Source organism: Mucilaginibacter gynuensis (assembly GCF_039541195.1).
GTDB classification, from domain to species: Bacteria; Bacteroidota; Bacteroidia; order Sphingobacteriales; family Sphingobacteriaceae; genus Mucilaginibacter; species Mucilaginibacter gynuensis.
The window spans coordinates 95,132-116,404 of sequence record NZ_BAABFT010000011.1 but is presented as its reverse complement, the minus strand read 5'-3'; the positions used below and the strand labels follow the sequence as shown (position 1 = coordinate 116,404).

The window sequence follows — 21,273 nt, the reverse complement described above, 5'->3', positions numbered from 1 at the left end:
CGGTGAGTCGTTTTTTTAATTATCCATAATTGACTGAAAATCATATCAATACTGGAGATTCTGGCATTCTTAATCATCCTATTCCGTGCTAATCAGATCAAGGTGTTGTGTTGTTGAATGATAAACTCAAAGCTTCAAATCAAGTACTTATCATGGTCAAAGTGTAATAGAACACATTTGCCTCTTTTTCGGAAGGCGGTGATCAATGGCTCCGGAATATCCAAATATACTTACTCACGGCAAAAATTTGATTTTTAATCAGAAAACAGTGTTACAGCACTCCTGTAAATTTCATTTTTATTACAGACACATCCAGTAGTTAATATTGCACCATACATGGCGAATATCTCAATGAGGTAAATATTTTTATCTATGAACAAGATGTCTGGATCCAATGACGACCGGCACACGGGTAATGTCAGATCCACTTTGTCTGCCAGATCCCTGAGTTCTTCCAGAAATTGCAAGCGCACACTTTCCATGTCATCGAAAGCAATGTTCAGTTCTTCCGGTCCTGTACCATCTAATCGCTTCCCGAAATAGGGTTTCATGCTTTTGGACGTTTCTTCCATTACATCGAGCTTTCGTAACAGATTAAGGACGGATATAGACAGTCTTTCTATATCACTATTATATTTTTCATTCTCATCTTTTTGTGAACGCAACAAAAGTTGTCCATGACTATTATAGAAGTTAAATATTGAATATTTGCGTGGCGAAAAAATATATTTGTGTATTCATAGCTTCGTTAATATGGACTAGGTACTATCTTTCCTGCTGAATAAATAATTGTTCAAATTAAAACTCCGGTGTCGAATAAATCTGAAACAATTCCTAACTAGTTACTTTATTAATAACTAAGCTTTTGGTTCCTACAATTATAGTTGAACGTTTGTTATATCATCTATATTAAAATGATTTTTACCTAGTTATTATTTAAGAACTCCAAATAACGGAGTTTCGATATCAGCTAGATTCCTAAATACTAAATTTGTTAGTTTAGCTTTTTTTAATACCTCAGCCGCCCGCATGCTTATTATTATATTGAAGTTTCCCTCAGGCAAAAAAATATCTTTTCCATCCCATTGATCTAAACCAACATATAAACCTTTGTAAAATCTGACTAAAGGTCCGTTGGGGACAAAGCTCTTTTCAATAATTTCCGGCCTCTCATAGTCGATTGCTCCACACCGTCCAGTAACCGAAAATCCGTGATAGCCTTTTATTGGATTTCCCAATTTGTCAATTATTAAAGATGGATAAGCTTTAAAACCAGAAACATTATTTTCCTCCAGAATTGTAAGCATTTTATTTGATATTAAATACAAGCCTGCCCATCCCGTATCTATTACATCGTTGAGTTTATTACCTGATGAATATTTAAAAATTACAGGGAATGTTATATCACTATAATCACCCTGTATTAATTTGTGTTCACCATATAACCTATTTTCATCTTCATGGGGTAGTCCAACTGGTGCGGCTTGAAAAGACGATGAAAGCAGCTTGCTCTCGACAGTAAAAAAGTTGTTGATAACCATATTATTAATATCTTACAGTTTGGCCAAAATTACTCATTAATTCACGGCCAAAAGTCAAAATTTGGGAACGTGTTGGATTACTTCTTAAAAAAGTTTCCCATGCCATATTATATGCTCTAGCACTTTGCAAATGATTAGTTGCATTCCACCAGGTTAAATACTTTGGATCATTTATATTAATTCCTCTTCTTAAAAACTCAGCACTAAATTTTTGAGAAAACACATGATGAGCGTGTGCGTCTGCTGGATTAATTCCGGTACTAGCTGCCAGATTAGATCGATAATTATTACTTGTAAATTTAACCCCACCATTAGCTATATCATCAGCTTCCTGGCGAAATGCATCATTGATCGCTTGCGCATCATCCAATTCTGTCTGCGACGGCGCTCCCTGTTTTACTCCATTGGCTGTAACGAACGCTGACTTACTGGCTATGGCTATTTGAATTCCTTTTGCTGCTGCCCCGACTACGCCCCCTGTTATAGCCCCAGTTAGAACATCCTGTGGCCCAAACGAATCGCCAAAATATAGAGCATTACCGACACCTTGAATGGTGCTTCCTGTCGCTCCCATTACAGCACCCGTGGCTGCTGAATTGGCTATCGCACTAACAGCGCTCGTGCCACCAACCAATGCGCTACCAGTGCCAAATGTAGCAGCAGTAACTGCACCCGCTACGGCTCCAATCCCAAATGCCGCAAAGCCGTCTTTAAAGCTTTTGACTTTACCTTGCATAGCATGAATGGCAAGATTACCTATTCCTCCCACAAGTGCACCGACCAATATATGCCACCTGCCATCAGGATCAATACGGGCCATTGGATTATTGCCCATAGCAGCATATGGTGAATGCTCCGCAAATTGACTGGCAGGGTCAGGGGCGCTCCATCGGCCGGTTGCAGGGTCGTAATATCGTGCCCCGAAATCATAGGTATTTGTAACTTCCTGTATTTCCTTACCATTAAATTGATAACGGTTATTATCGCCCCCAGAATAGCCGATCAGGATTGACGCATCATTTGAACCCATTCGCAGTCCGAATGGATAATAGTTGTTAATTTGTAACACACTGGCAACCGTTTCATTCGGATACTCCGGCTGAATGACAACCCGCGCATTCCCCAGGTGATCGGTGAGGATATATTGATAACGATAATTGGTGCCATTTTTCCGGGCGACACCTTCATCGGTAAATATCAATGACAGCTGCCCTTGCTCATACTGTACTGCTCCAACATAATCAATGGTCGTTGTACTTCCACCGGATACTGCTGTCATCGTTAATTTATTTCCAACCCCATCGTATTGATAGGTGACAGAACGACCATCGCTAAATGTAACCGTAGCAGGTAGATCAAAATTATTATAGATCACCGTGGAAATACCCTTGTTCGGGTCTTTTGCAAACCTCACGACAGATCCGGGCTTGATTTTAGCTGCGCTTTTTACCCGTTTCGTTTAAAATAGTAATTGATTATATAAATAAATGCCATTGGAGCCGCAGGCGATTAAATCCTCCAATTGAATAGCTTTGCGTTAACACGTTAATGGAATAGATCTCACGCGCCAGGAAAAAACATAACCATTTTCTCTTCGCAAGAAGGATAGCAGCGACATCCTGCGTAGCAGATACAGCGTATAGCCCGGCCCGGAGGGCTTGCCATGCTATTTACGAGGCTGAATTGAAGACTTGATAAAGTGAAGTAGTAATACTTATATTTAAATTAAACGTGGCTTTTTAGTTAAAGGATAAGAACGTATTAAATTTCTTATTTAAGCTGTTCAAAATCAAGCGTTGGTTCATCGGTACTCAGGAGATGTCCCTGGTAGTGTGATTGGAAATCCAGTGAAGGAACAACAAAGTGTTTGTAGTGGAACAGCCCCTTAAGCGAGACACCGCAGTAGGCAAGCCTGTATATATTTATGATTTCTTATCTTAATTGCTATTGTATTATATTCGGGGAATAAAAGCTCAGGATGTATTTACACCTATAACCGAAACAATTAATGAGAAACGCATTGTTATGCATTTTCTTACTTTACTTTGCAATACCTGCACTGGCGCAAACCAGTAGTTTGGATGAACTGCCTTTGCCTGTATTAAGGCAAAAACTGGCAACAAGTACAGATGATACAACGAAGGTTCAATTACAACTGGCTTTGGGGCATTTAGTACTTTTGAAGCCTACCAAAAACAACAACGATATAGATACAGCGATAAGGTTGGCAGCCCAGGCCGGGAACCTGAGCCGCCGGCTCAACTATCATTTTGGAATAATTAATGCCATGCTGTTGAGCGTGGAGACCTATTATAACCGGGGTGACGGGGAAACCGGTGTCAGGATAGCTGAAAGCGCGCTTGCCTTCGCCAAAAAGCACCACAATAGTGACGGCGAGGCAAGGTCATACCACCTGATAGCACAACATTTAACAACCTCCGATCCCGTCTTGCTTCAAAAACGGATACTATATATAAACAAAGCGATCACTATATTTAGGCAGAACAAGAATGTAACCTGGCTTTCTTTTTTATTGACAGCAAATGCAGACCTCTTATTTCAGGCGGACCGGATTACTGAGGGTTTAAGGTGTTTATTCGAAGCTTTAAATTTGGGTAAAGGGGTAAGCCGCCGGACCGTTGAGGGAATTTACTGGAACATAGGCAGGATCTCTTTTAATTTAGGGGATTACAATAATTCATTAAAGTACAATTTGTTAGCTATACAAACAGCACGAGAGGTTAATGATACTACTTTGCAAGCCTGTGTGATTAATCAGTTTATCGCTTCCACCTATATTAAGATGCACGATTATCACCGGGCAATCCCCTATTGCAAAGAGGCAATTAATATGGCCAAACGTTACAATGATGAGGGCTTTATCCGCTCCGGGGCTTTTGCGCTGGCTTTGGTATATACCCATACGAACCAACTACCCAAAGCACTAGCCATACTCAATGAAATGAAAGCCCGGCCTGGAGGTTTCCTGAAAGAACTGGCGGTAACATTAGAGTTTTTAAATGATCTTATCTATGCGAAACAGTTTGAGCAGGCTGCCCAATATGTGCAGGAATTGGAAGATTTGTTACCAAAAATCTATCCTGAAAATGTAAAAGAACTAATGAACGTTTATAACTCGCTCGCTTCCTATTATTCCGAGACGGGGAAGGTAAAGCAGGCTTATCGCTATACGGAGTTATATGCCAGGATAGCCCACAAATTAAATTATGCCGCAGGTATCAGAACAGCCGAATACCGTTACTATCAATTGGTGTCACTTAACGGAGACAAAAAATCTGCCATGGTGCACTTTCTTAAAGAAAAAGCGATCAAAGATTCGATAGACAATGTTTCAAAAACTTACCAGCTATCCTTGCTGCATGTTGAAAATGAAACATTGGAGAAAAACCGGCATATCGACTCGCTCACCCGGCAGGCACAGATAAACCACAGCAAACTGAAGCGCAATAAACTGATACAGCAGGTAACCATTGGCGGCTGTATCATGCTTTTGACAATCACCGGTTTAATTTACAGTCGTTACAGATTGAAGCAACGCAGTAACGCATTACTCACGCGGCAAAAGTTGGAGATAGATCAAAAGAATATTGCTCTTCAATACCTGGTAATAGATAAAACCCAACTTCTTGAAGATAAGGACAGGTTATTGTTAGAAAAGGATCTGCTTTTAAAAGAGGTGAACCATCGGGTTAAAAACAATTTGCAGATCGTGATGAACCTGTTGCAGTCACAATCTGTATACATGTCAAACGAAAGAGCACAACAAGCTATTTTAGAAAGCCAAAACCGGGTTCGGTCTATAGCGCTTATTCACGATCAATTATACAAAACCGAGCACTCTACACAAATCAACCTTTCGTCATATATAAAAGAATTGATTTATTCGCTGGATGGCTCCTTAAATAAAAAAATTAACAATATCACGATAGCATGCCACATTGATGATATCGCGCTTGATGTTTCACAGGCAATACCCGTAGGTATCATATTAAATGAGATTGTTACCAATGCTTTGAAATACGCATTTCCAAATGATCAAGCAGGCACAATTACCATCCTCGTTAAACAAACAGGAAAGTTTATAGAAATGCAGATCAGTGATAATGGAGTAGGTTTGCCGGCGGGGTTCAGTTTAGCCAGTACAAAAACACTCGGAATAACGCTTTTAAAAGGATTGACCGCACAACTTAAAGGCACATTTACTGCCGAAAACAATAATGGACTAACGATTACCTTAAAATTCCCTGTTGAAATCCCCGTCCTTCAGGCGCAACTGCTTAACAACTAAAAGGTAAAGGGTTAATTTACCAATCGTTTTTTATCAGATATATTGATCAAGTAAAAAATATATTTCCCAAAAGCTGATAAACAGTGTGTTTATTAAGAATTACATCTTTGCTGCCACGGCTCAGTCAATGACCATGTACCACAATCACTTAGAGCAACGTACGTAACAAATTACTGATAACTCTTATCAGTTATATACTATTATTTCGGGTTGAAGCAACGGTAACTTTATCAATGAAAAGTGGCGGCAAGTAATCTAACCAAATTGAAATAAATTATACAAGAGCAGTTTGTCATTTGCTGTCAGGATCGATGAAAGTTTAACAAGATCATGCCCCCTATCAAATATATCTGCCGAACAATTGCTTTATTCATTTTATTATTATTACGGGCGGTGCCCTTGCAAGCGCAAAGTTTTAAGCTGTTGCGTTACAATGAAGATTATAGTTCTCTGAAGGATTCAAGTAAAAGCCTTTACAATAAATTAAAATTTCTGCCGGTTACAACTGATAATAGTATACATCTGAGTTTCGGTGGCGAGATCAGGAATGAATTCGGGGGAAAGATTGATGAAGACTGGATCAAAGATCAAGGTTATAATTATTCCATTCTTCAGCGTTATTCGTTACATGCAGATCTCCATGCAGGTTCCCGGTTTAGGTTATTCGCTCAATTGAACAGCGCCCTTGAAAGCGGTAGTAAATATCGCCCCGGGCCTACTGATGAAGATAAGCTCAATGTTCAGAACTTATTCGGGGAATATAAAATCCTAAAAGATCCTGAGCACCAGCTTTCTTTCAGGCTGGGTCGCCAGGAGATCAATTATGGGTCGGGCAGGCTCATCTCCGTTCGGGATGGTAATACTACCCGTCAGTATTTTACCGGGGCAAAGCTACTGTACACCACGCCTTATTTTGCTTTAGACGCTTTTGTTATGGCTGCTGATGAAATCAATTTTGGTGTATTTGACAATCGTACCAACCGCCAGGCCAACCTTTGGGGTACTTATTCGAATATCAAACTTAAAAAAGCAAGAAATCTCGATCTTTATTACCTGGGTACCAGGCGCGACAATGCAGAATTTGAAGAAGGCAGGGAACGAGAGATTAGGCATACGCTGGCCGCACGTTATTGGAAAAACAGTGAAGGATTCACTTATAATTTAGAAGCGGCCTACCAGTTTGGAAAATTCGGGGAAGGAAATATCAGTGCCTGGACAACAGCCATCGAACTGGGTTATACGTTTGATGACGTTAAGTTTAAACCATCCATCAATCTTCGAAATGATTATATATCCGGGGATAAACATAACGGTGACGGAAAGTTGCAGACCTTTAATCCCTTGTATCCAAAAGGTGGCTATTTTGGCTTTAATCCATTAATAGGCCCATCAAACCTGATCGATATCCACCCTTATTTGATCCTCGCTATCACCGACAGGTTATCTATGCAGGGGGACTTGGTGTTCAACTGGAGGTATTCGTTACAAGATGGATTATACCGGCCAAGCGGCAGTTTTAATACCACCGGATCAGGCTCCGGCCATCGCTTTATTGGCACAACCTATTTGCTCAGCGCAGACTTTCAATTTAACAAGTATCTTTCCCTGAGCTGCGGGGGACAATATTTTAAGGTAGGTGGTTTTATAAAAGATATTAAGCCACTTTGGGCGAACTCTAAATATTTTAATGCCCAGTTATCATTTAAATTTTAATTATTCGGGTCAGTATCTGATTACGCATTCCCGTTGAAATAACCATCATTATTACTTACCATTGGTATCGTAACGTAGGACCCAAGTTGATTCATCCGAAGTACCTTAGAATTACCGGATCAAAAAAAAGGCAATTACTTTGATTTAAAGTATTGCCTTTTCGCTTTTTATTTTTCCTGATCTGCCAGAACTGCCAATGCCTATTGATGTTGATACCCTCCGTAAAAGTTTACCGGGCTCCAGGCTGGCAGTGCCTTTGGCACTACCGGTGCATATTGTTTTAATTCACCGGAACCGTAAACTGCTTTACCGTTTAAAATAGTCAATTCTGATCGGATATTCTTTATATCTTCCTCGTTCACATTCAGGTAATTGGCCGAAAGGATTACCAGATCGGCCAAATAGCCTTTTTTAAGCATTCCCCTACTCTGTTCCTGATGGATCAGAGAAGCACTGCCCTGGGTGTATAATTTCAGTGCCGCAATCCTGTCAAGACGGTTTTCCTTTGCAGTAAATTCAATTCCGCCTACTGATCTTCCGGTGACGAACTGATAAATACCGATCCATGGGTTGTAGCTGGAAACCCTCGTTCCATCGGTTCCCCCGCCTACCCTGATGCCCTTCTCTATCATGCTGCGTACAGGAGGAGTGTTAAGCGCGGCATTTTTACCATATCTGGAGATAAAGGTTTCTGCCTGGAATGCCATACGGTCCTGAATCGCTACACCTCCACCCAACGCCTTAATCCTGTCGAGGTTTTTATCGCTCACAGTTTCCGCATGATCAAAGAACCAGGTAAGTCCATTCAGCGCTGTTTCTTTGTTGACCTGTTCTATCACATTCAGGAAGCGACTGATGCTTTCGTTGTAAGTAGCATGCAGCCTGAAAGGCCAGCGATGTTTAACAAGTTCTGATATAACCGCTTTCAACTGCCCCTCCATCACAGCAGGGAGTTCTGGGCGCGGCTTAATAAAGTTCTCAAAATCGCCCGCCGACGACACCAGATTCTCCCCGCCCCCCTGAATATAATATTCAGTTGGTTGATTATCCGCATGGTTATCCACGCTGTGTTCCGTAATCTCTACCATACTGATCCACTTGATATAATCCTGCAGCTCGGTACCGGGTTTCTGCGCGAAAAGATAATATGGCAGCCTAACGGTCAGCTCACCTTTTTTGGCTAACAAATCGGTAATAGCATAATCATCAGGGAAATTTTGAAAGCCTCCGCCTGCGTCCATCACACTGGTAACGCCAAGGGAGTTAAGCTCGGACATGAATAGTTTAGTAGAATTAAATTTTTCTTCCTCACTTAATTCGGGCAGTTTCGAAAGCGTGGAGTACAGGATAAAAGCACTGGGCTCTGCTACCAAAAGGCCGGTTGGCTGCCCTGACTGATCTTTTTGGATAAGACCGCCCGCAGGATTTGGTGTATCACCGGAAATAGCCAGTTTTTCAATTCCCGCTTTATTTAAATAAGCCTGGCCATACAGGTAAAGGATAAAGGTGGGCGTATTGCCTGTCGCTTCATTTATCTCGGCCAACGTAGGCATGCGTTTCTCCTCAAACTGGTACTCGGTCCATCCTCCTACCACTCTTACCCATTGACCATCAGGTGTACGAGCTGCCTGTTCTTTAAGCATAGCCAAGGCACGTTTCAGTGTTTTTACGCCATCCCATCGTAACTCCGTATTATAGAATCGTCCTCCGCGTATCACATGAAGATGCGAATCATAAATACCCGGAATCACTGTTTTACCTTTAGCATCTATTATTCGCGACCCGGCACGTTTAAAACGAAGGATCTGCCGGTTGTTACCCAGGGCAAGTATCTTGTTACCGGCAATGGCAATCGCTTCTGCTGTAGCATGCTGATCATCAAGGGTGATGAAATTGCCATTGGTGATGATCAGGTCGGCCTTTTGCTGGGCATAAAGTATGCTTGTAAAAGCAAGGAATATGATGATTGTAATAAACGAAGGTTTCATACGAGTATGTTTTTTAGAATACAAAAAGGCGGAATCATCTTCCGCCTTTTGTATCAATTGTTAGTTGTTAGTGCTTCATCATTTCCTGTGCGTATTGAATACCAATACCATAAGCGCCCCCGTATTTTTTAACCAGGTCGGTAGTGGCTTTATAGGTTTCGGACCGGGCCCAGTCACGCTGTAATTCCAGCAAATACTGCATGGAGGTGATAGGGTGGGCACCCGCCTGTACCATCCTGGTAACTGCCTGGTCATGCGCTTCTTTAGATACATCACCGCAAGCATCTGTAATAAAGTACACGGTATATCCGTCGTTAATTGCTGATAATGCAGGGCCAACAATACAAACGCTTGTCCATAAACCGCCTAAAACGATAGTTTTTTTACCCTTGGCGCCAATTGCCTTGTATACATTGGCATCTTCCCAACTGTTCATAGTAGTTCGGTCGAGAAAGTTGGAAGTGGCCTGAGGATAGAAGTCCGTCACTTCCGGAAATACCGGGCCGCTAAACGACTTTGCAGCAACGGTTGTTACTATTGTAGGTATATTGAATATTTTTGAAGCACCTGCAACGAGCCCGGTATTGCTGCGCAATAGTTCAATAGTGATATTTTTGGTTGCAAATGCCATTTGACTTTGATAATCGATCAATACCAACGTGTGATTTGTTGGATTTAATAATGCCGGGCTTGGTTTTTGAGCAAAACAGCATAACGATGTAAGGGCAAGTATTGATGATAAGATTAACTTTTTCATTGTTGTATTTTTAATGGTGTGTAATTGTTTTGTGTCAGGTAGATTAGGGAGTACTCCCTTTTGAAGTGAATGGAGGATCAGACATAGTAAGCCTCCCGCCATTTTGCGGGAGACTTGTCTTAATCCAGGTTGAGGTGTATTATTACTTAACTTTACGACCCAGGAAATCTTTAATCTTCTCTCCTATTTCATCGCCGTGGCTCTCCAGGGCGAAGTGACCGGCGTCGAACAGATGGTATTCCAGATTTTTGACGTCTTTCTTGTAAGCTTCAGCGCCACTTACCGGGAAAATATAATCGTTCTTTCCATACACGATCAGCATCTCCGGGTTATGGTCGCGAAAGTACTGTTGCCATACAGGGTACTTTGGCGGGTTAGTGCCATAATTGTAGAACATATCGAGTTGTATCTGCCCGTTCTCGGGTCTTTCCAAATGGCGAAGGTCCATTTCCCAATTATCCGGGCTGATCACGGAAGTGTCGGCGACACCGTGCGTATACTGCCATTTCAGGCCATCCGGATTGTGGAAGGTGCTTAGCGTATTTTCGGCCTCTTTATTACTATGGTCTGCCCAGTAAACTTTGAATGGGTCCCAAAAAGTTTCCAGGCCTTCTTCATAAGCACAGCCATTCTGCACTATGAGTGTTTCTATCCTTTCCGGATGTTTTGAAGCAATTCTCCAGCCCACGGGCGCACCATAATCCATAAGGTACAAGCTGTATTTGGTAATATTCAATTTGCTTAGTAGCCCTTCAATAATTAACGCGTAATTATCAAATGTATAATCAAACTCGGCAATAGGCGGCTGCTCGCTGCGGCCGTAACCCGGGTAGTCAGCCGCTATCAAATGGTACTTGTCTGATAACTGGTCGATCAGGTTTCTGAACATGAATGACGATGCCGGATAGCCATGCAGCAATACCAGCGTTGGCGCATCTTTCGGCCCTGCTTCGCGATAGAAAATGTTGACTCCGTTGATGTCGATAAACTCGTAAGTTGTTTGATTTTTCATGATTTTAATGATTAGTGATTTAAGATATCTGGATAATTTTTTGCCGGATTATTGATCCTTACCGGCGACAATTCAAAAGTAGACACCTCCGAAAAATTTTGTATATCACGCTAATGATACATGTTATCATTAAATTGATATATTACATAAAATATTCATTTACAATAATTTAACACAAATTCCATTACGGTATTATGCTGAATTCACCAAGCGTGTAAAATCCAATCTGAACCGGCGGGCGATCCATTATTTAAATAAGTTTTCAAAGATTTTTGGATGAAGAAAAGAAAAGACCGCCGGCGTGGCCGGCGGTCTTTTCTTTATTGAAGTAAACTTGGCGCAGTGGTTATTATTGATGTGTTGACACTACGAGCGCTCCTGCTTTTTACGGCCGTTCGCCTGTCGACTAACGGGATTTCAGGGGTGCTTTCAGGGCAAATTAATTGCATTATTGACTGGCATTTTTTTGTAAAAAGGATCTGATAAGCTGTGCTACTTCTGTTCCATATTCTTCCAGCAAGAAATGGCTGCCGTCAAATAAATGGATCTCTGCACCGGGCACCTCTTTTTGATAAGCTAAAGCGCCGGAGCCCGGAAAAATAGTATCGTTTTTACCCCAGGTGATCAGCACGGGCGGCTGATGCTGCTTAAGATATGCCTGCCATTCCGGGTATTTGGGGAAGTTGCTGCCATAGTTGGCAAAAAGGATTTTTTGAACAGCTTTTCTTCCGGGCTGCCCGAAAAAGAAATGATCCATATAATAACTGTCAGGACTGATACGATCCGGGTGCAAGGTGCCGGAAACATATTGCTCTTTAATGCCCTCTAACGACATCATATACTCGATAGCTACATCCAGGCCTGCGAAATCCTGTGCCGCTGTAAGCGCGCCAATCTTTTGTACATCAGGCCCAAGGCCTTCTAAAAAAACATTGGCATTCTGTATGATCAGGCTTTTAACCAGTTCCGGCCTTTTTTTAATTACCCGGAAACCGACCGGTCCGCCGTAATCCTGCATGTAAAAGCTGATATGCTGCAGCTTCAGCTTATCGATGAATTGCTCAATGATCTCTGCGAGATGATCGAACGAGTAATCAAATATGGAAGGATCCGGGCAGCTGCTGTAACCAAAACCGGGATAATCGGGCGCTATCAAATGATAGTCTGAAGAAAGCTGTTCGATCAGGTTGCGGAACATGTGCGACGACGACGGAAACCCATGAAGTAATAAGATAGTAGGTTTATCGGGATCTCCTGCCTCCCTGTAAAAGAGATCCACGCTGCCAATCTTTACTGTATTGTAGCGAACGCAAAGTGCATCATTATTGTTAGCTATTCTCATCATTTTTTCGTTTTATTATTGTGGTTGACTTTGGGTAATTAAGCGGCTAATTAAGTCGTAACGCTTCAGCTATATCAGTCAAAATTATGTTGATCTGCATGCATTGGTATACCATTTATATAGTAACTGGTATTAGTTTTATAATAGGTGCATCAATTACTTTTTCCTGCTCATTACCAAAGCATTCTTTGTTAAAGCGTTAAAATACTTTAACATTCCGTCAAATGTTTTCTGATCGTTAACCGGATTTATAGAGCCGTCTATAATATTTGTGATAACTGTTATAAGCCTTATGATGAAACAGGTTAATATTGAATAAGTAGCTATTTGTAGCTTTAGCCAAATTACGTCCCCGAGAATATGGCACATAACTATTTGGTGAAAAATGCGGCAAAATATGGCCGCACATATTATGGCGCTCAGGGCATTGCAGGCATCTACCCAAATCGTGCTGCGCTGCAAACCGGTGTTATGAAATTGTATCATAACGCCCGTTTATCAATCCGGAAACATGCTGGCTTTATGGTAATGAGTAAAAGGCATCACTGCCTTCTCCTTGTTATAAGTGAATATTCGGTATATTCGTTTATCAAAATCACAACCTGGTTCACCCGGCTAAAAATTGATAAAATCCGCTATGAAATTTAAACCTCACTGTATCGCTCAAAAAATAATGGCGCCAGGTTTCCGGGTCGTTTTCTTTATTCGAATGGCCATCCCAAGAATAGCGGCAATGGTGACCTTACCCTGCAAAGTTACTGAGGGTGTACATATCACGGTTCGGTTCGCTGTGTAGTTACAAGCAAGCATGAACGTTAATAATTAGTATAAGTGGATATGAATAAAAAAATACTGATAGTTGAAGATGAATTTGTGGTAGCCAATGCGCTGCGTTTTACACTGGAGCAAGCGGGCTACATGGTAACGGGCATCGCTTCTTCAGCGGAAGATGCCGATGAGCAGCTGCAAATTCAGAAACCAGATCTCATACTTTTGGACATTCAATTAGACGGAAAACGGTCAGGCATTGACCTGGCCCGCAAGCTTAACGACGACAATATCGCCTTTATATACTTATCTGCAAATTCCAGCCAAAAAATACTCGAAGAAGCCAAGGCTACTGACCCCTACGGATTCCTGATCAAACCATTCAGGGAAAAAGACCTGCTGGTAACGCTTGATATTGCCTCGTACCGGCAAAGAAACGCCCTGGAGTCGAGATTACAGCAGGAGACGCTTCTACAAAAACATCTGGCAGACATCGGTAATGAAACGTCGGATGCTAAACATAAACTTTTGAAGGTCGCGCAGGCAATACGGGTATTCATCCCCTTCGATCTTGTTGTTTCAGGCAGTCGCCCGGAAGATGCCGCCCAGTTCACCGATACAGGTTATTTACGTGTTGGTTATGATGAGTACCAGTATATTGGTGAAAAGCAATTGATGACCATTGCCGGTTTGAGCAGCAAAACCCTCTCCGGGATACTCAAAAACAGTTACCCCTTAGCCCATAGTACGGTTTATGAAGGAATATCAGACAATCATACAGCTATCACTCCGCTTCAGAAAGTATGGACCGATTGTTTTAAAATAAACTCGTCCTTTATGTTCTCGTTGGTCACCAGCAACGGAGTGACGGTAAATTATTGCTTTTATAGCCGTGAGCGCAACGTGTACACACAAAAACATGTAGCCGTATTAAAGCGTTTTAAGAGCTGTTTAACAAGTGTTACCGACAAAATGCTGCTGCCAGGAACCGTATCGCCTACCGTAAAAGCAGCTACCACCATCGATGAGACCGGCAAAGGGCCGAACCGCCAGGTATTTAAAGGTATTATCGGAAAGCACCCTCTTTTACTGGCCGCGTTAGATTTTGCCACCCAAGTAGCGCCTTACAATACCTCGGTTTTGATACTGGGCGAAAGCGGGACCGGAAAAGAAAAAGTTGCTCATGCCATTCACGACCTGTCATCAAGAAAAAGCGGGCCTTTCATTGAAGTAAATTGTGGTGCAATACCGGTTACACTGATAGAATCAGAATTATTTGGCCACGAAAAGGGCTCATTTACAGGGGCTACCGAAAAAAGAAAAGGCCGTTTTGAACAAGCAGAAGGAGGCACCGTTTTTTTGGACGAAATTGGCGAGTTACCGTTAGAAATGCAGGTTAAATTACTACGTGTTTTACAGGAAAGAGAGATAAATTACGTAGGCAGCAATACACCCAAAAAAGTGGATGTACGTATTGTGGCCGCTACTAACCGCAATCTGGAAAAAGAAGTGGCCGAAGGAAATTTCAGGCTTGATCTGTATTATCGTTTGAACGTGTTTCCGATAACTTTGCCGCCGCTGCGGGAAAGGAAAAGTGATATTGTGGATCTGGTTAACTTTTTTGCCCACAAGTTTTGCAATAACTTTCATAAAGAGTTTAACGGTATTTCGGCTTCAATGATAGATGCGATGCTTGCTTACCAGTGGCCGGGCAATATTCGCGAACTGGAGAATGTACTGGAGCGATCCGTTATTCTTACCAGCGGAAATTCTGAATTAGAATTAAAGCAACATCTCACCGGTGTTACTACAGAAGCACCGGGCAAAGCCGATATAGTAACACTTGAAGATATAAAACACAATCAGCGGCAAACGGAAAAAGCCTATATTATTTCTGTTCTCAAAAAAACACAAGGGCGCATCCGCGGGAACAGCGGCGCGGCGGAATTACTAAACCTTAAGCCTACTACGCTGGAATCAAGAATGGCTAAATTAGGTGTAAAAAGAGAAGATTATTGGGGCCCGGCACAAAACTGAACGGTACCTCCTTTTAGCTTTTATTGATAAAAAGAACCCATCCTGCAATTATCTCAGCAAGGCAAGCGCTTATAATTACATCCTGCCCAATTCCATTCCCCCACTTTTCTCCAATTTTTTCAGAGCCGGAGCCGGATCGCCTCCGAAAAAATCGGAGATGGTTATCAATTTTCTTTTCCGCTCCTTTTATTTGAGATTTCAAATCAATGGATATCAGCATATTATATAATTAATTAGCAAAGCTGTGGGCTTTAATGTTTATGGCACGTATTTGACTATGCTGTAGTCATGCAATCAACAAATCAACCAAAAACAGCAACATTCATTAATAAACAAGGGCAGCAGGTTTTTTATAGAAACTGGATACCCGAGGATAAGCCTAAAGGCATTGTTCTAATCATCCACGGGTTAAATTCACACAGTGGATATTACCAGGATTTTGCAGCCCGGCTCCGGGAGGATGGATTTGAAGTTTACGCGATAGACCTTGCCGGCCGTGGCCGGTCTGAAGGAGAGCGTTACTATATCGTGGATTACCACGATGTGTTTGCAGACATTGACCTGTTAATGAATATCGCCGGTTTTACTCGTCCATCAAAACCTATATTTCTGTTCGGGCATAGCGCGGGCGGCGTTTTCGCCTCTGCTTATGCAGTTCAAAATCAGGGTAAGCTGAAGGGACTTATTTCAGAAAGTTTTGCATTTCAAATTCCGGCTCCCGGTTTTGCCCTTGCGGCAATTAAATTTTTGGCGCATATTATACCACACACCCGGCTTGTTAAACTAAATAACGCAGATTTTTCACGTGATAAATCGCTCGTGTTTAAAATGGACAAAGACCCACTGCTGGAAAACGAAAAACAGCCAGCCAAGACCATGCAACAACTTTTGCTGGCAGGGGAATATTTGAAAAAAGAAATGCAGGCAATTAAACTTCCTATCCTGATACTGCATGGCACGGCTGATAAAGCCACCGAACCTGCGGGAAGCGAGTATCTTATGAAACATGCGTCATCTGCTGACAAACAGCTTAAATTATATGAAGGGCATTATCATGATCTGCTGAATGACAAAGATAACGACATCGTTACGAAGGATATCCTGCACTGGCTGAATGAAAGGGTTTAATCCTTCGGCACTGATGCTAATGTCACCAGCGGAACTCACACTACAGAAAACTTTTTAGCGTCCGGATTGCAATGGGAAAATGCCGGTCAAGCGTAACGCTACCCAAATAAGAATTTTTCAAAATATTAAATCCTACAACTATGATCAATTTAGAATGGTTCAGAACTTTTAAAGTTATTTATGAAGCCGGAACACTATCTGCGGCTGCACAAGCTTTATTTATTTCCCAACCCGGAGTTAGTCTTCATTTAAGTTCGCTGGAATCTTATGCCGGTCACCGTCTTTTCGATCGTGATACCCGGAAAATGATCGCTACGGAGCGAGGTACCATGCTTTATAACTTTATTATCGACCACATGAACAAGCTCGAAGAGGCAGAGCATAATCTCCACCGAAAATCTAAGATGGAAAAGCCAACGATAAGTGTAGGTATGTCTACAGGTATCTTCCAATATATGCTCGAATCTCATATTTCCGAGCTGCCCTTTAACCTGGTTACCAGATTTGGCGATTACCCCCAAATGCTCCAGGAACTGAACAGCGGCACCTTAGACTTGATCCTTACACCCCAAAAAAGCACGCAGCATAACCTTGAATACAAGGCATTCACCAAAGAGAGGATAGTGCTGATCTGTGGTAATCAAACGGATACCACTGAGTTGGATGAGTTCCTCCTGAGAGATGACCGCCCGGCACTGAAGGAGTGGCTCTCCGTTCAGAATTTTTATACAACCGCGTCTGACATGGAGCATCTAAACCGCTTTTGGTCTGCCAGCTTTGATACATTGCCAAGCTTCAGGCCAAAATATGTTTTGCCTTCTCTTGGTTCGATATTGCGTTGCTTGTCAAATAGTAAAGGTTTTGCGGTAGTGCCTGATTTTCTCTGCTGTAACGAAATTGCAGGCAATGCTGTAAAGCTGGCCTGGGAAGGCAGCCCTCCTGTAGAAAACACCCTATATTTCGGAAAGCGTAAGAACACTGCTTATCCCCAGGAGATTAAATACTTGGAAGAGATTTTAACCAGGAACTGGCCACAGTGCCATGAAGGGTTAACACCGGTAAATTAATTAATATTCCGGCTAACAAAAATACGGCCAAGGCTACGTAATTCAATCTGAATCAGCTCTTAACCAACATAAGACTTACACCGGATAGCTCTTTATAACGCTGTGTCAAAAGCTTGCTTGTTGCTTACGAACAAGCAAGCTTTTTGGTGTAAAAACAAATTTAAATTCCATATTCTATAACAGACAATATCATTGTCTTGTTAACAAACACAGTATATATAGATCTGAAATAATATTATCAGGCGTGTTCTTTATGATAGTCGGGCTTGGCGCGCTCAGGTTCAAAGTGAACGCCGGGTGTTAACCAGAATAACAGGATAATGCGGGAATATTGAAAAGTAAATGGCCAAAACAGAAAAGCAGGTACTAACGTAGCAGCAATATAAACCCAGGGATTTGAATTATGAGTGATGATATAAGTGGAGATTGCAAATGTTAACATGATGGCCACATTCATGCCATAACTTACAAACATGGCTACGTAGAAATATCCGGGTTCTATCTCGAACTGAAAGTTACAATGCGGGCATCTCTCATTCATTTTTTGGCCGAAGATCATCATTGGGTTTGTTGAAAACATATTTCCGGTACGGCATTTAGGGCATTTCCCGTGCAGCGCCGCCTTAAATTCAGAATCTGTGTATGTAGGTTCAGTGTTCATGGTACTATCTTCCTTTCTATTTTAATTGTGTTGTAAATGCTATCGGTCGTGCAACGTCTTCAAACGCTTAACCTCTTCTTCCAGAGATTGTACATACCCATTCCTTTCTGCAAATGCGGCCTCTATTTCTTCCAATGTGTACCGCGGCGTAATGTGTTGCGGACAATTCCAATTGTAACCCTTTACCGAAAAAAGCAACATGCGTTCGGCTTTATGTTTATAGCCGGCAGGATCAAGCTGTTGAAAAAGTTCAGGATTCTCCGAGATTTCGACAATCTTTATATCCGCGAACAGCTTAAGCCGGGCTCTTTGAGGATAATCCATCAGAATTAAAGACACCTTGGCATTATCGGCTGCGTTACCTACAGAGATGTATTGCCTGTTGCCACTGAAATCGACCACCCCGAGGGTAGTGTAATCAAGTACGTGAATAAAGCCTTTTGGCCCTCCACGGTGCTGTATATATGGATAGCCTGTTTGACTGACACTGGCTATGTAAAAGCTATCCCTGCTGCTGATGAAAGCTACTTCGGCCTCGGTAAATCCATCTTCATGGTAACCCCTTTCCATCCTCGCGTAAACGGTACGGCTCCCATGCAACTCTTGTAATTTCTTCACCGCATCGGTAAATGCTATTTGTTCGTAATTCATATTGGCAGCAACTAAATCAGATCATAATGTTCTTTCATTCTCATCAATGGCCAGGTCATTAATGCTTGCGTAGCGTTTCCGCATCAGGCCATTCTCATCAAATTCCCATAACTCATTACCATAGCTTCTGTAGCATTGCCCGGCTACATCCTGCCACTCATAATAGAAACGTACCGCTATCCGGTTATCATGGAAACTCCATAGTTCTTTCTTCAGCTTATAATGAAGCTCTTTTTGCCACTTTCTACTCAAAAAGGCTTTTACTTCCTCTCTGCCATTAATAAATTCGGCGCGGTTCCGCCACTCCGTATCAATAGTATAGGCCAGGCAAACCCGCTCAGGGTCGCGGCTGTTCCAGGCATCTTCTGCCAATTGAACCTTTTGCAGCGCCGTTTCTAAAGTAAATGGCGGCAGTGGTACTCTTTGTTCCATACGTGTATATATTTGAATGATTGGGTAATAGTAAAATCTGCCTGTTTATCCGTTGATGCCTTTGATCTTCGGTGCAGCATCCGGATCAAATTCATACTTGTCGCAGCGGTCATCGTACCAATCTTTTACGAATTGCTCCTGGCTTTCCAAGTAGGCTTCAATGGCAGGTATTCCTTCTGCCACGTTATCGCCGTCAACTAACCGTGGCACTGTAGAATTTTCTTCTATAATGAGTTCGTACGTTAAGGAAGCACGGTCTAAGCGCTCTTGCCAGCCGGTAATATCAAGGCCGTTTGATGGATAAAATATTGTGATCATATTGTTTTAATTTTGAGTGTTTAAAATGATTTATGCTGTTAGCGAAGGCCTGTCAATCCCCTTTGATATGCAATTTAGACAGAAAACCCCGGATCATTCTGACTTATGCAATTAGGTAAGTTATAAGCTTTATCATTAAAATAATAAATACTATTGCAAGCGCGAACCCGTGTCTGCTCCCTGAATTTACAAAAGTTATGGATATACTTAGCCGCCCGCTTTGCTGTCCCCTACAGTAACCCTATTTCCGCTTAGCCTGCTGAAAGTGTCACTACTTTACGCCCCCTTACATTCCATACACGGCGCGAAATGTAAGCCAGCGCCAGGACAAGCAATATCAAAAAAAGGATGGCGGTAGTCAAATCAACATTGAGTAAAGCGATCATCATTAAAGGCCCGCTGCCATAGCCTGCAAAAAGAAACCCGGAACCTTTGGCCACAGGCCCTATTGGCGATGAACCCGCGCGTGGCAATTTAAGTATACCGATAAACAAAGGCTGACTGCAACCGAATCCGACGGACATGATGCCCAATAAGCATTCCGCCAGCCACAAAGGTAAATTCCCCATTAATACCAAAAGACCGGCAATTGTTAACCCAAGTGACACATAAAGGATAGTAACAACCTTTTCATCAAGTTGATAACGATACATCAATATGGTAACCACAAAACCTGGAAGGCCGAAAATGAACAGATCGGTAGCGATGTGGAATTCATCTAACCCATACTGTGTAGTGAAATAATAACTGATCCACACAAATACCCCCGAATGAAATACCCCTGTCAGGTATACAAAGCCATAGATATACCGGCTTTTCCAGTCGGATACTGACTTTGCTGCCGCTTTTATCTCGAATGGTGTTATTCCGTCCTGCCGTTCTTGTATGTACTTCAGTAAGTAGATCAAAAAAAGTATTGCAGCCGGTATGCTGATGAACCGGTAAAGGTATCTCCAGCCGACGATATCATTCAACCATCCCCCTAAACTCGGGCCGAAAGTCATACCTGTTGCTAATGCAAATATGATCAGCACCATATTTTTAAGTGATCGCCTATTTCCATAATGCCTCAAAGACAATAGTATTGCCGAGGGCAGCATAGCCCCCGTTCCAAAGCCGGTAAAGGCCCTGATGAGTAAAAACATACCAACAGAGGTAGCCACACTAAGCAGATAAGTACCAACGCACAGCGCTGCCAGCGAAAATAAAAAACACTTGTGGGGGTTTATTACAGGCCTCAGAAAAATCATTCCACCCGCGGCTATGGCAAAAGGGATTGCAAACGTAGGTACAGCCAGGTTTATCAAAAAAGAACCGAAATCTTTTGCCAGGGTTGGCGATAAGGGTGCGATAAGATAAGCCTGAAACATCAGCAGCATGCATGCTATGCCGGGAATGATATCGGTGCCTGAAAAAACTTGTTTTATCCGTTCGTGTTTCATTCCACTAATTTCGACAGGGAAAGGCTTGGGCACATATCATATTAATGATATGTGCTATTATCAAATTAATGCTGCGGGTGGTATTTATAGGTATATGTTTTAGTTAG

General features: G+C 42.1%; 19 protein-coding genes. 6 read left to right on the top strand and 13 right to left on the bottom strand.

The features are described from left to right. Positions 1-254: 254 nt before the first annotated feature. From ABD894_RS19275 to ABD894_RS19265, 3 genes are all read right to left on the bottom strand, one after another. Positions 255-551, bottom strand: a complete 297-nt coding sequence (locus tag ABD894_RS19275) for a hypothetical protein (protein ID WP_345212706.1) — start codon at positions 549-551, stop codon at positions 255-257. A gap of 381 nt (positions 552-932) precedes the next feature. Continuing rightward, positions 933-1,541, bottom strand: a complete 609-nt coding sequence (locus ABD894_RS19270) for an imm11 family protein (RefSeq protein ID WP_345212705.1) — start codon at positions 1,539-1,541, stop codon at positions 933-935. Positions 1,542-1,545: 4 nt separating this feature from the next. Beyond that, positions 1,546-2,916, bottom strand: coding sequence for an RHS repeat-associated core domain-containing protein (locus ABD894_RS19265; RefSeq protein WP_345212704.1), 1,371 nt, complete (start codon positions 2,914-2,916; stop codon positions 1,546-1,548). 633 nt (positions 2,917-3,549) lie between these two features. Between ABD894_RS19265 and ABD894_RS19260 the strand changes: the two genes are divergently transcribed. Both ABD894_RS19260 and ABD894_RS19255 read left to right on the top strand, forming a co-directional pair. Further along, positions 3,550-5,850 carry a histidine kinase dimerization/phosphoacceptor domain -containing protein gene (locus ABD894_RS19260; RefSeq protein ID WP_345212703.1) on the top strand — a complete coding sequence of 767 codons (2,301 nt, stop codon included), beginning with the start codon at positions 3,550-3,552 and terminating at the stop codon, positions 5,848-5,850. Positions 5,851-6,243: 393 nt separating this feature from the next. Next, positions 6,244-7,563 carry an alginate export family protein gene (locus ABD894_RS19255; protein WP_425562991.1) on the top strand — a complete coding sequence of 440 codons (1,320 nt, stop codon included), beginning with the start codon at positions 6,244-6,246 and terminating at the stop codon, positions 7,561-7,563. Between the two features lie 200 nt (positions 7,564-7,763). Here ABD894_RS19255 and ABD894_RS19250 read toward each other — a convergent pair whose 3' ends face one another. The 4 genes from ABD894_RS19250 to ABD894_RS19235 form a co-directional block, all read right to left on the bottom strand. Further along, positions 7,764-9,551: an amidohydrolase gene (locus tag ABD894_RS19250; RefSeq protein ID WP_345212701.1), complete on the bottom strand. Its 1,788-nt coding sequence runs from the start codon at positions 9,549-9,551 to the stop codon at positions 7,764-7,766. A gap of 67 nt (positions 9,552-9,618) precedes the next feature. Beyond that, positions 9,619-10,308: a hydrolase gene (locus ABD894_RS19245; protein ID WP_345212700.1), complete on the bottom strand. Its 690-nt coding sequence runs from the start codon at positions 10,306-10,308 to the stop codon at positions 9,619-9,621. A 142-nt stretch (positions 10,309-10,450) separates the two neighbouring features. Beyond that, positions 10,451-11,320, bottom strand: coding sequence for an alpha/beta fold hydrolase (locus ABD894_RS19240; protein ID WP_345212699.1), 870 nt, complete (start codon positions 11,318-11,320; stop codon positions 10,451-10,453). Positions 11,321-11,768: 448 nt separating this feature from the next. Next, complete coding sequence (locus ABD894_RS19235) at positions 11,769-12,665, bottom strand: alpha/beta fold hydrolase (RefSeq protein WP_345212698.1); 897 nt, start codon at positions 12,663-12,665, stop codon at positions 11,769-11,771. 357 nt (positions 12,666-13,022) lie between these two features. Between ABD894_RS19235 and ABD894_RS19230 the strand changes: the two genes are divergently transcribed. Together ABD894_RS19230 and ABD894_RS28215 are read left to right on the top strand one after the other, a co-directional pair. Continuing rightward, positions 13,023-13,310, top strand: a complete 288-nt coding sequence (locus ABD894_RS19230; protein WP_345212697.1) for a hypothetical protein — start codon at positions 13,023-13,025, stop codon at positions 13,308-13,310. A gap of 189 nt (positions 13,311-13,499) precedes the next feature. Then, positions 13,500-15,467, top strand: a complete 1,968-nt coding sequence (locus ABD894_RS28215) for a sigma 54-interacting transcriptional regulator (RefSeq protein ID WP_425562990.1) — start codon at positions 13,500-13,502, stop codon at positions 15,465-15,467. 13 nt (positions 15,468-15,480) lie between these two features. Here ABD894_RS28215 and ABD894_RS19215 read toward each other — a convergent pair whose 3' ends face one another. Then, entirely contained in the window at positions 15,481-15,687 is a 207-nt protein-coding gene (locus ABD894_RS19215) for a hypothetical protein (protein WP_345212696.1), read from the bottom strand. Positions 15,688-15,755: 68 nt separating this feature from the next. Between ABD894_RS19215 and ABD894_RS19210 the strand changes: the two genes are divergently transcribed. Both ABD894_RS19210 and ABD894_RS19205 read left to right on the top strand, forming a co-directional pair. Further along, positions 15,756-16,595 (top strand): alpha/beta hydrolase, encoded by an 840-nt coding sequence (locus ABD894_RS19210; protein WP_345212695.1) that lies wholly within the window; start codon positions 15,756-15,758, stop codon positions 16,593-16,595. A gap of 140 nt (positions 16,596-16,735) precedes the next feature. Next, positions 16,736-17,662 carry a LysR family transcriptional regulator gene (locus ABD894_RS19205; protein ID WP_345212694.1) on the top strand — a complete coding sequence of 309 codons (927 nt, stop codon included), beginning with the start codon at positions 16,736-16,738 and terminating at the stop codon, positions 17,660-17,662. A gap of 238 nt (positions 17,663-17,900) precedes the next feature. Here ABD894_RS19205 and ABD894_RS19200 read toward each other — a convergent pair whose 3' ends face one another. The 5 genes from ABD894_RS19200 to ABD894_RS19180 all read right to left on the bottom strand — a co-directional run bounded on the left by ABD894_RS19200 (position 17,901) and on the right by ABD894_RS19180 (position 21,166). Beyond that, on the bottom strand, positions 17,901-18,323 hold the full coding sequence (locus ABD894_RS19200; protein WP_345212693.1) for a DUF983 domain-containing protein: 423 nt from the start codon (positions 18,321-18,323) through the stop codon (positions 17,901-17,903). Positions 18,324-18,362: 39 nt separating this feature from the next. After that, on the bottom strand, positions 18,363-18,974 hold the full coding sequence (locus tag ABD894_RS19195; RefSeq protein WP_345212692.1) for a pyridoxamine 5'-phosphate oxidase family protein: 612 nt from the start codon (positions 18,972-18,974) through the stop codon (positions 18,363-18,365). A 21-nt stretch (positions 18,975-18,995) separates the two neighbouring features. After that, a complete protein-coding gene (locus ABD894_RS19190) occupies positions 18,996-19,406 on the bottom strand; it encodes a nuclear transport factor 2 family protein (protein ID WP_345212691.1) in 411 nt (136 codons plus the stop codon). Between the two features lie 45 nt (positions 19,407-19,451). After that, entirely contained in the window at positions 19,452-19,724 is a 273-nt protein-coding gene (locus ABD894_RS19185; RefSeq protein WP_345212690.1) for a hypothetical protein, read from the bottom strand. 251 nt (positions 19,725-19,975) lie between these two features. Next, positions 19,976-21,166 (bottom strand): MFS transporter, encoded by a 1,191-nt coding sequence (locus ABD894_RS19180; RefSeq protein ID WP_345212689.1) that lies wholly within the window; start codon positions 21,164-21,166, stop codon positions 19,976-19,978. Positions 21,167-21,273: the final 107 nt, after the last annotated feature.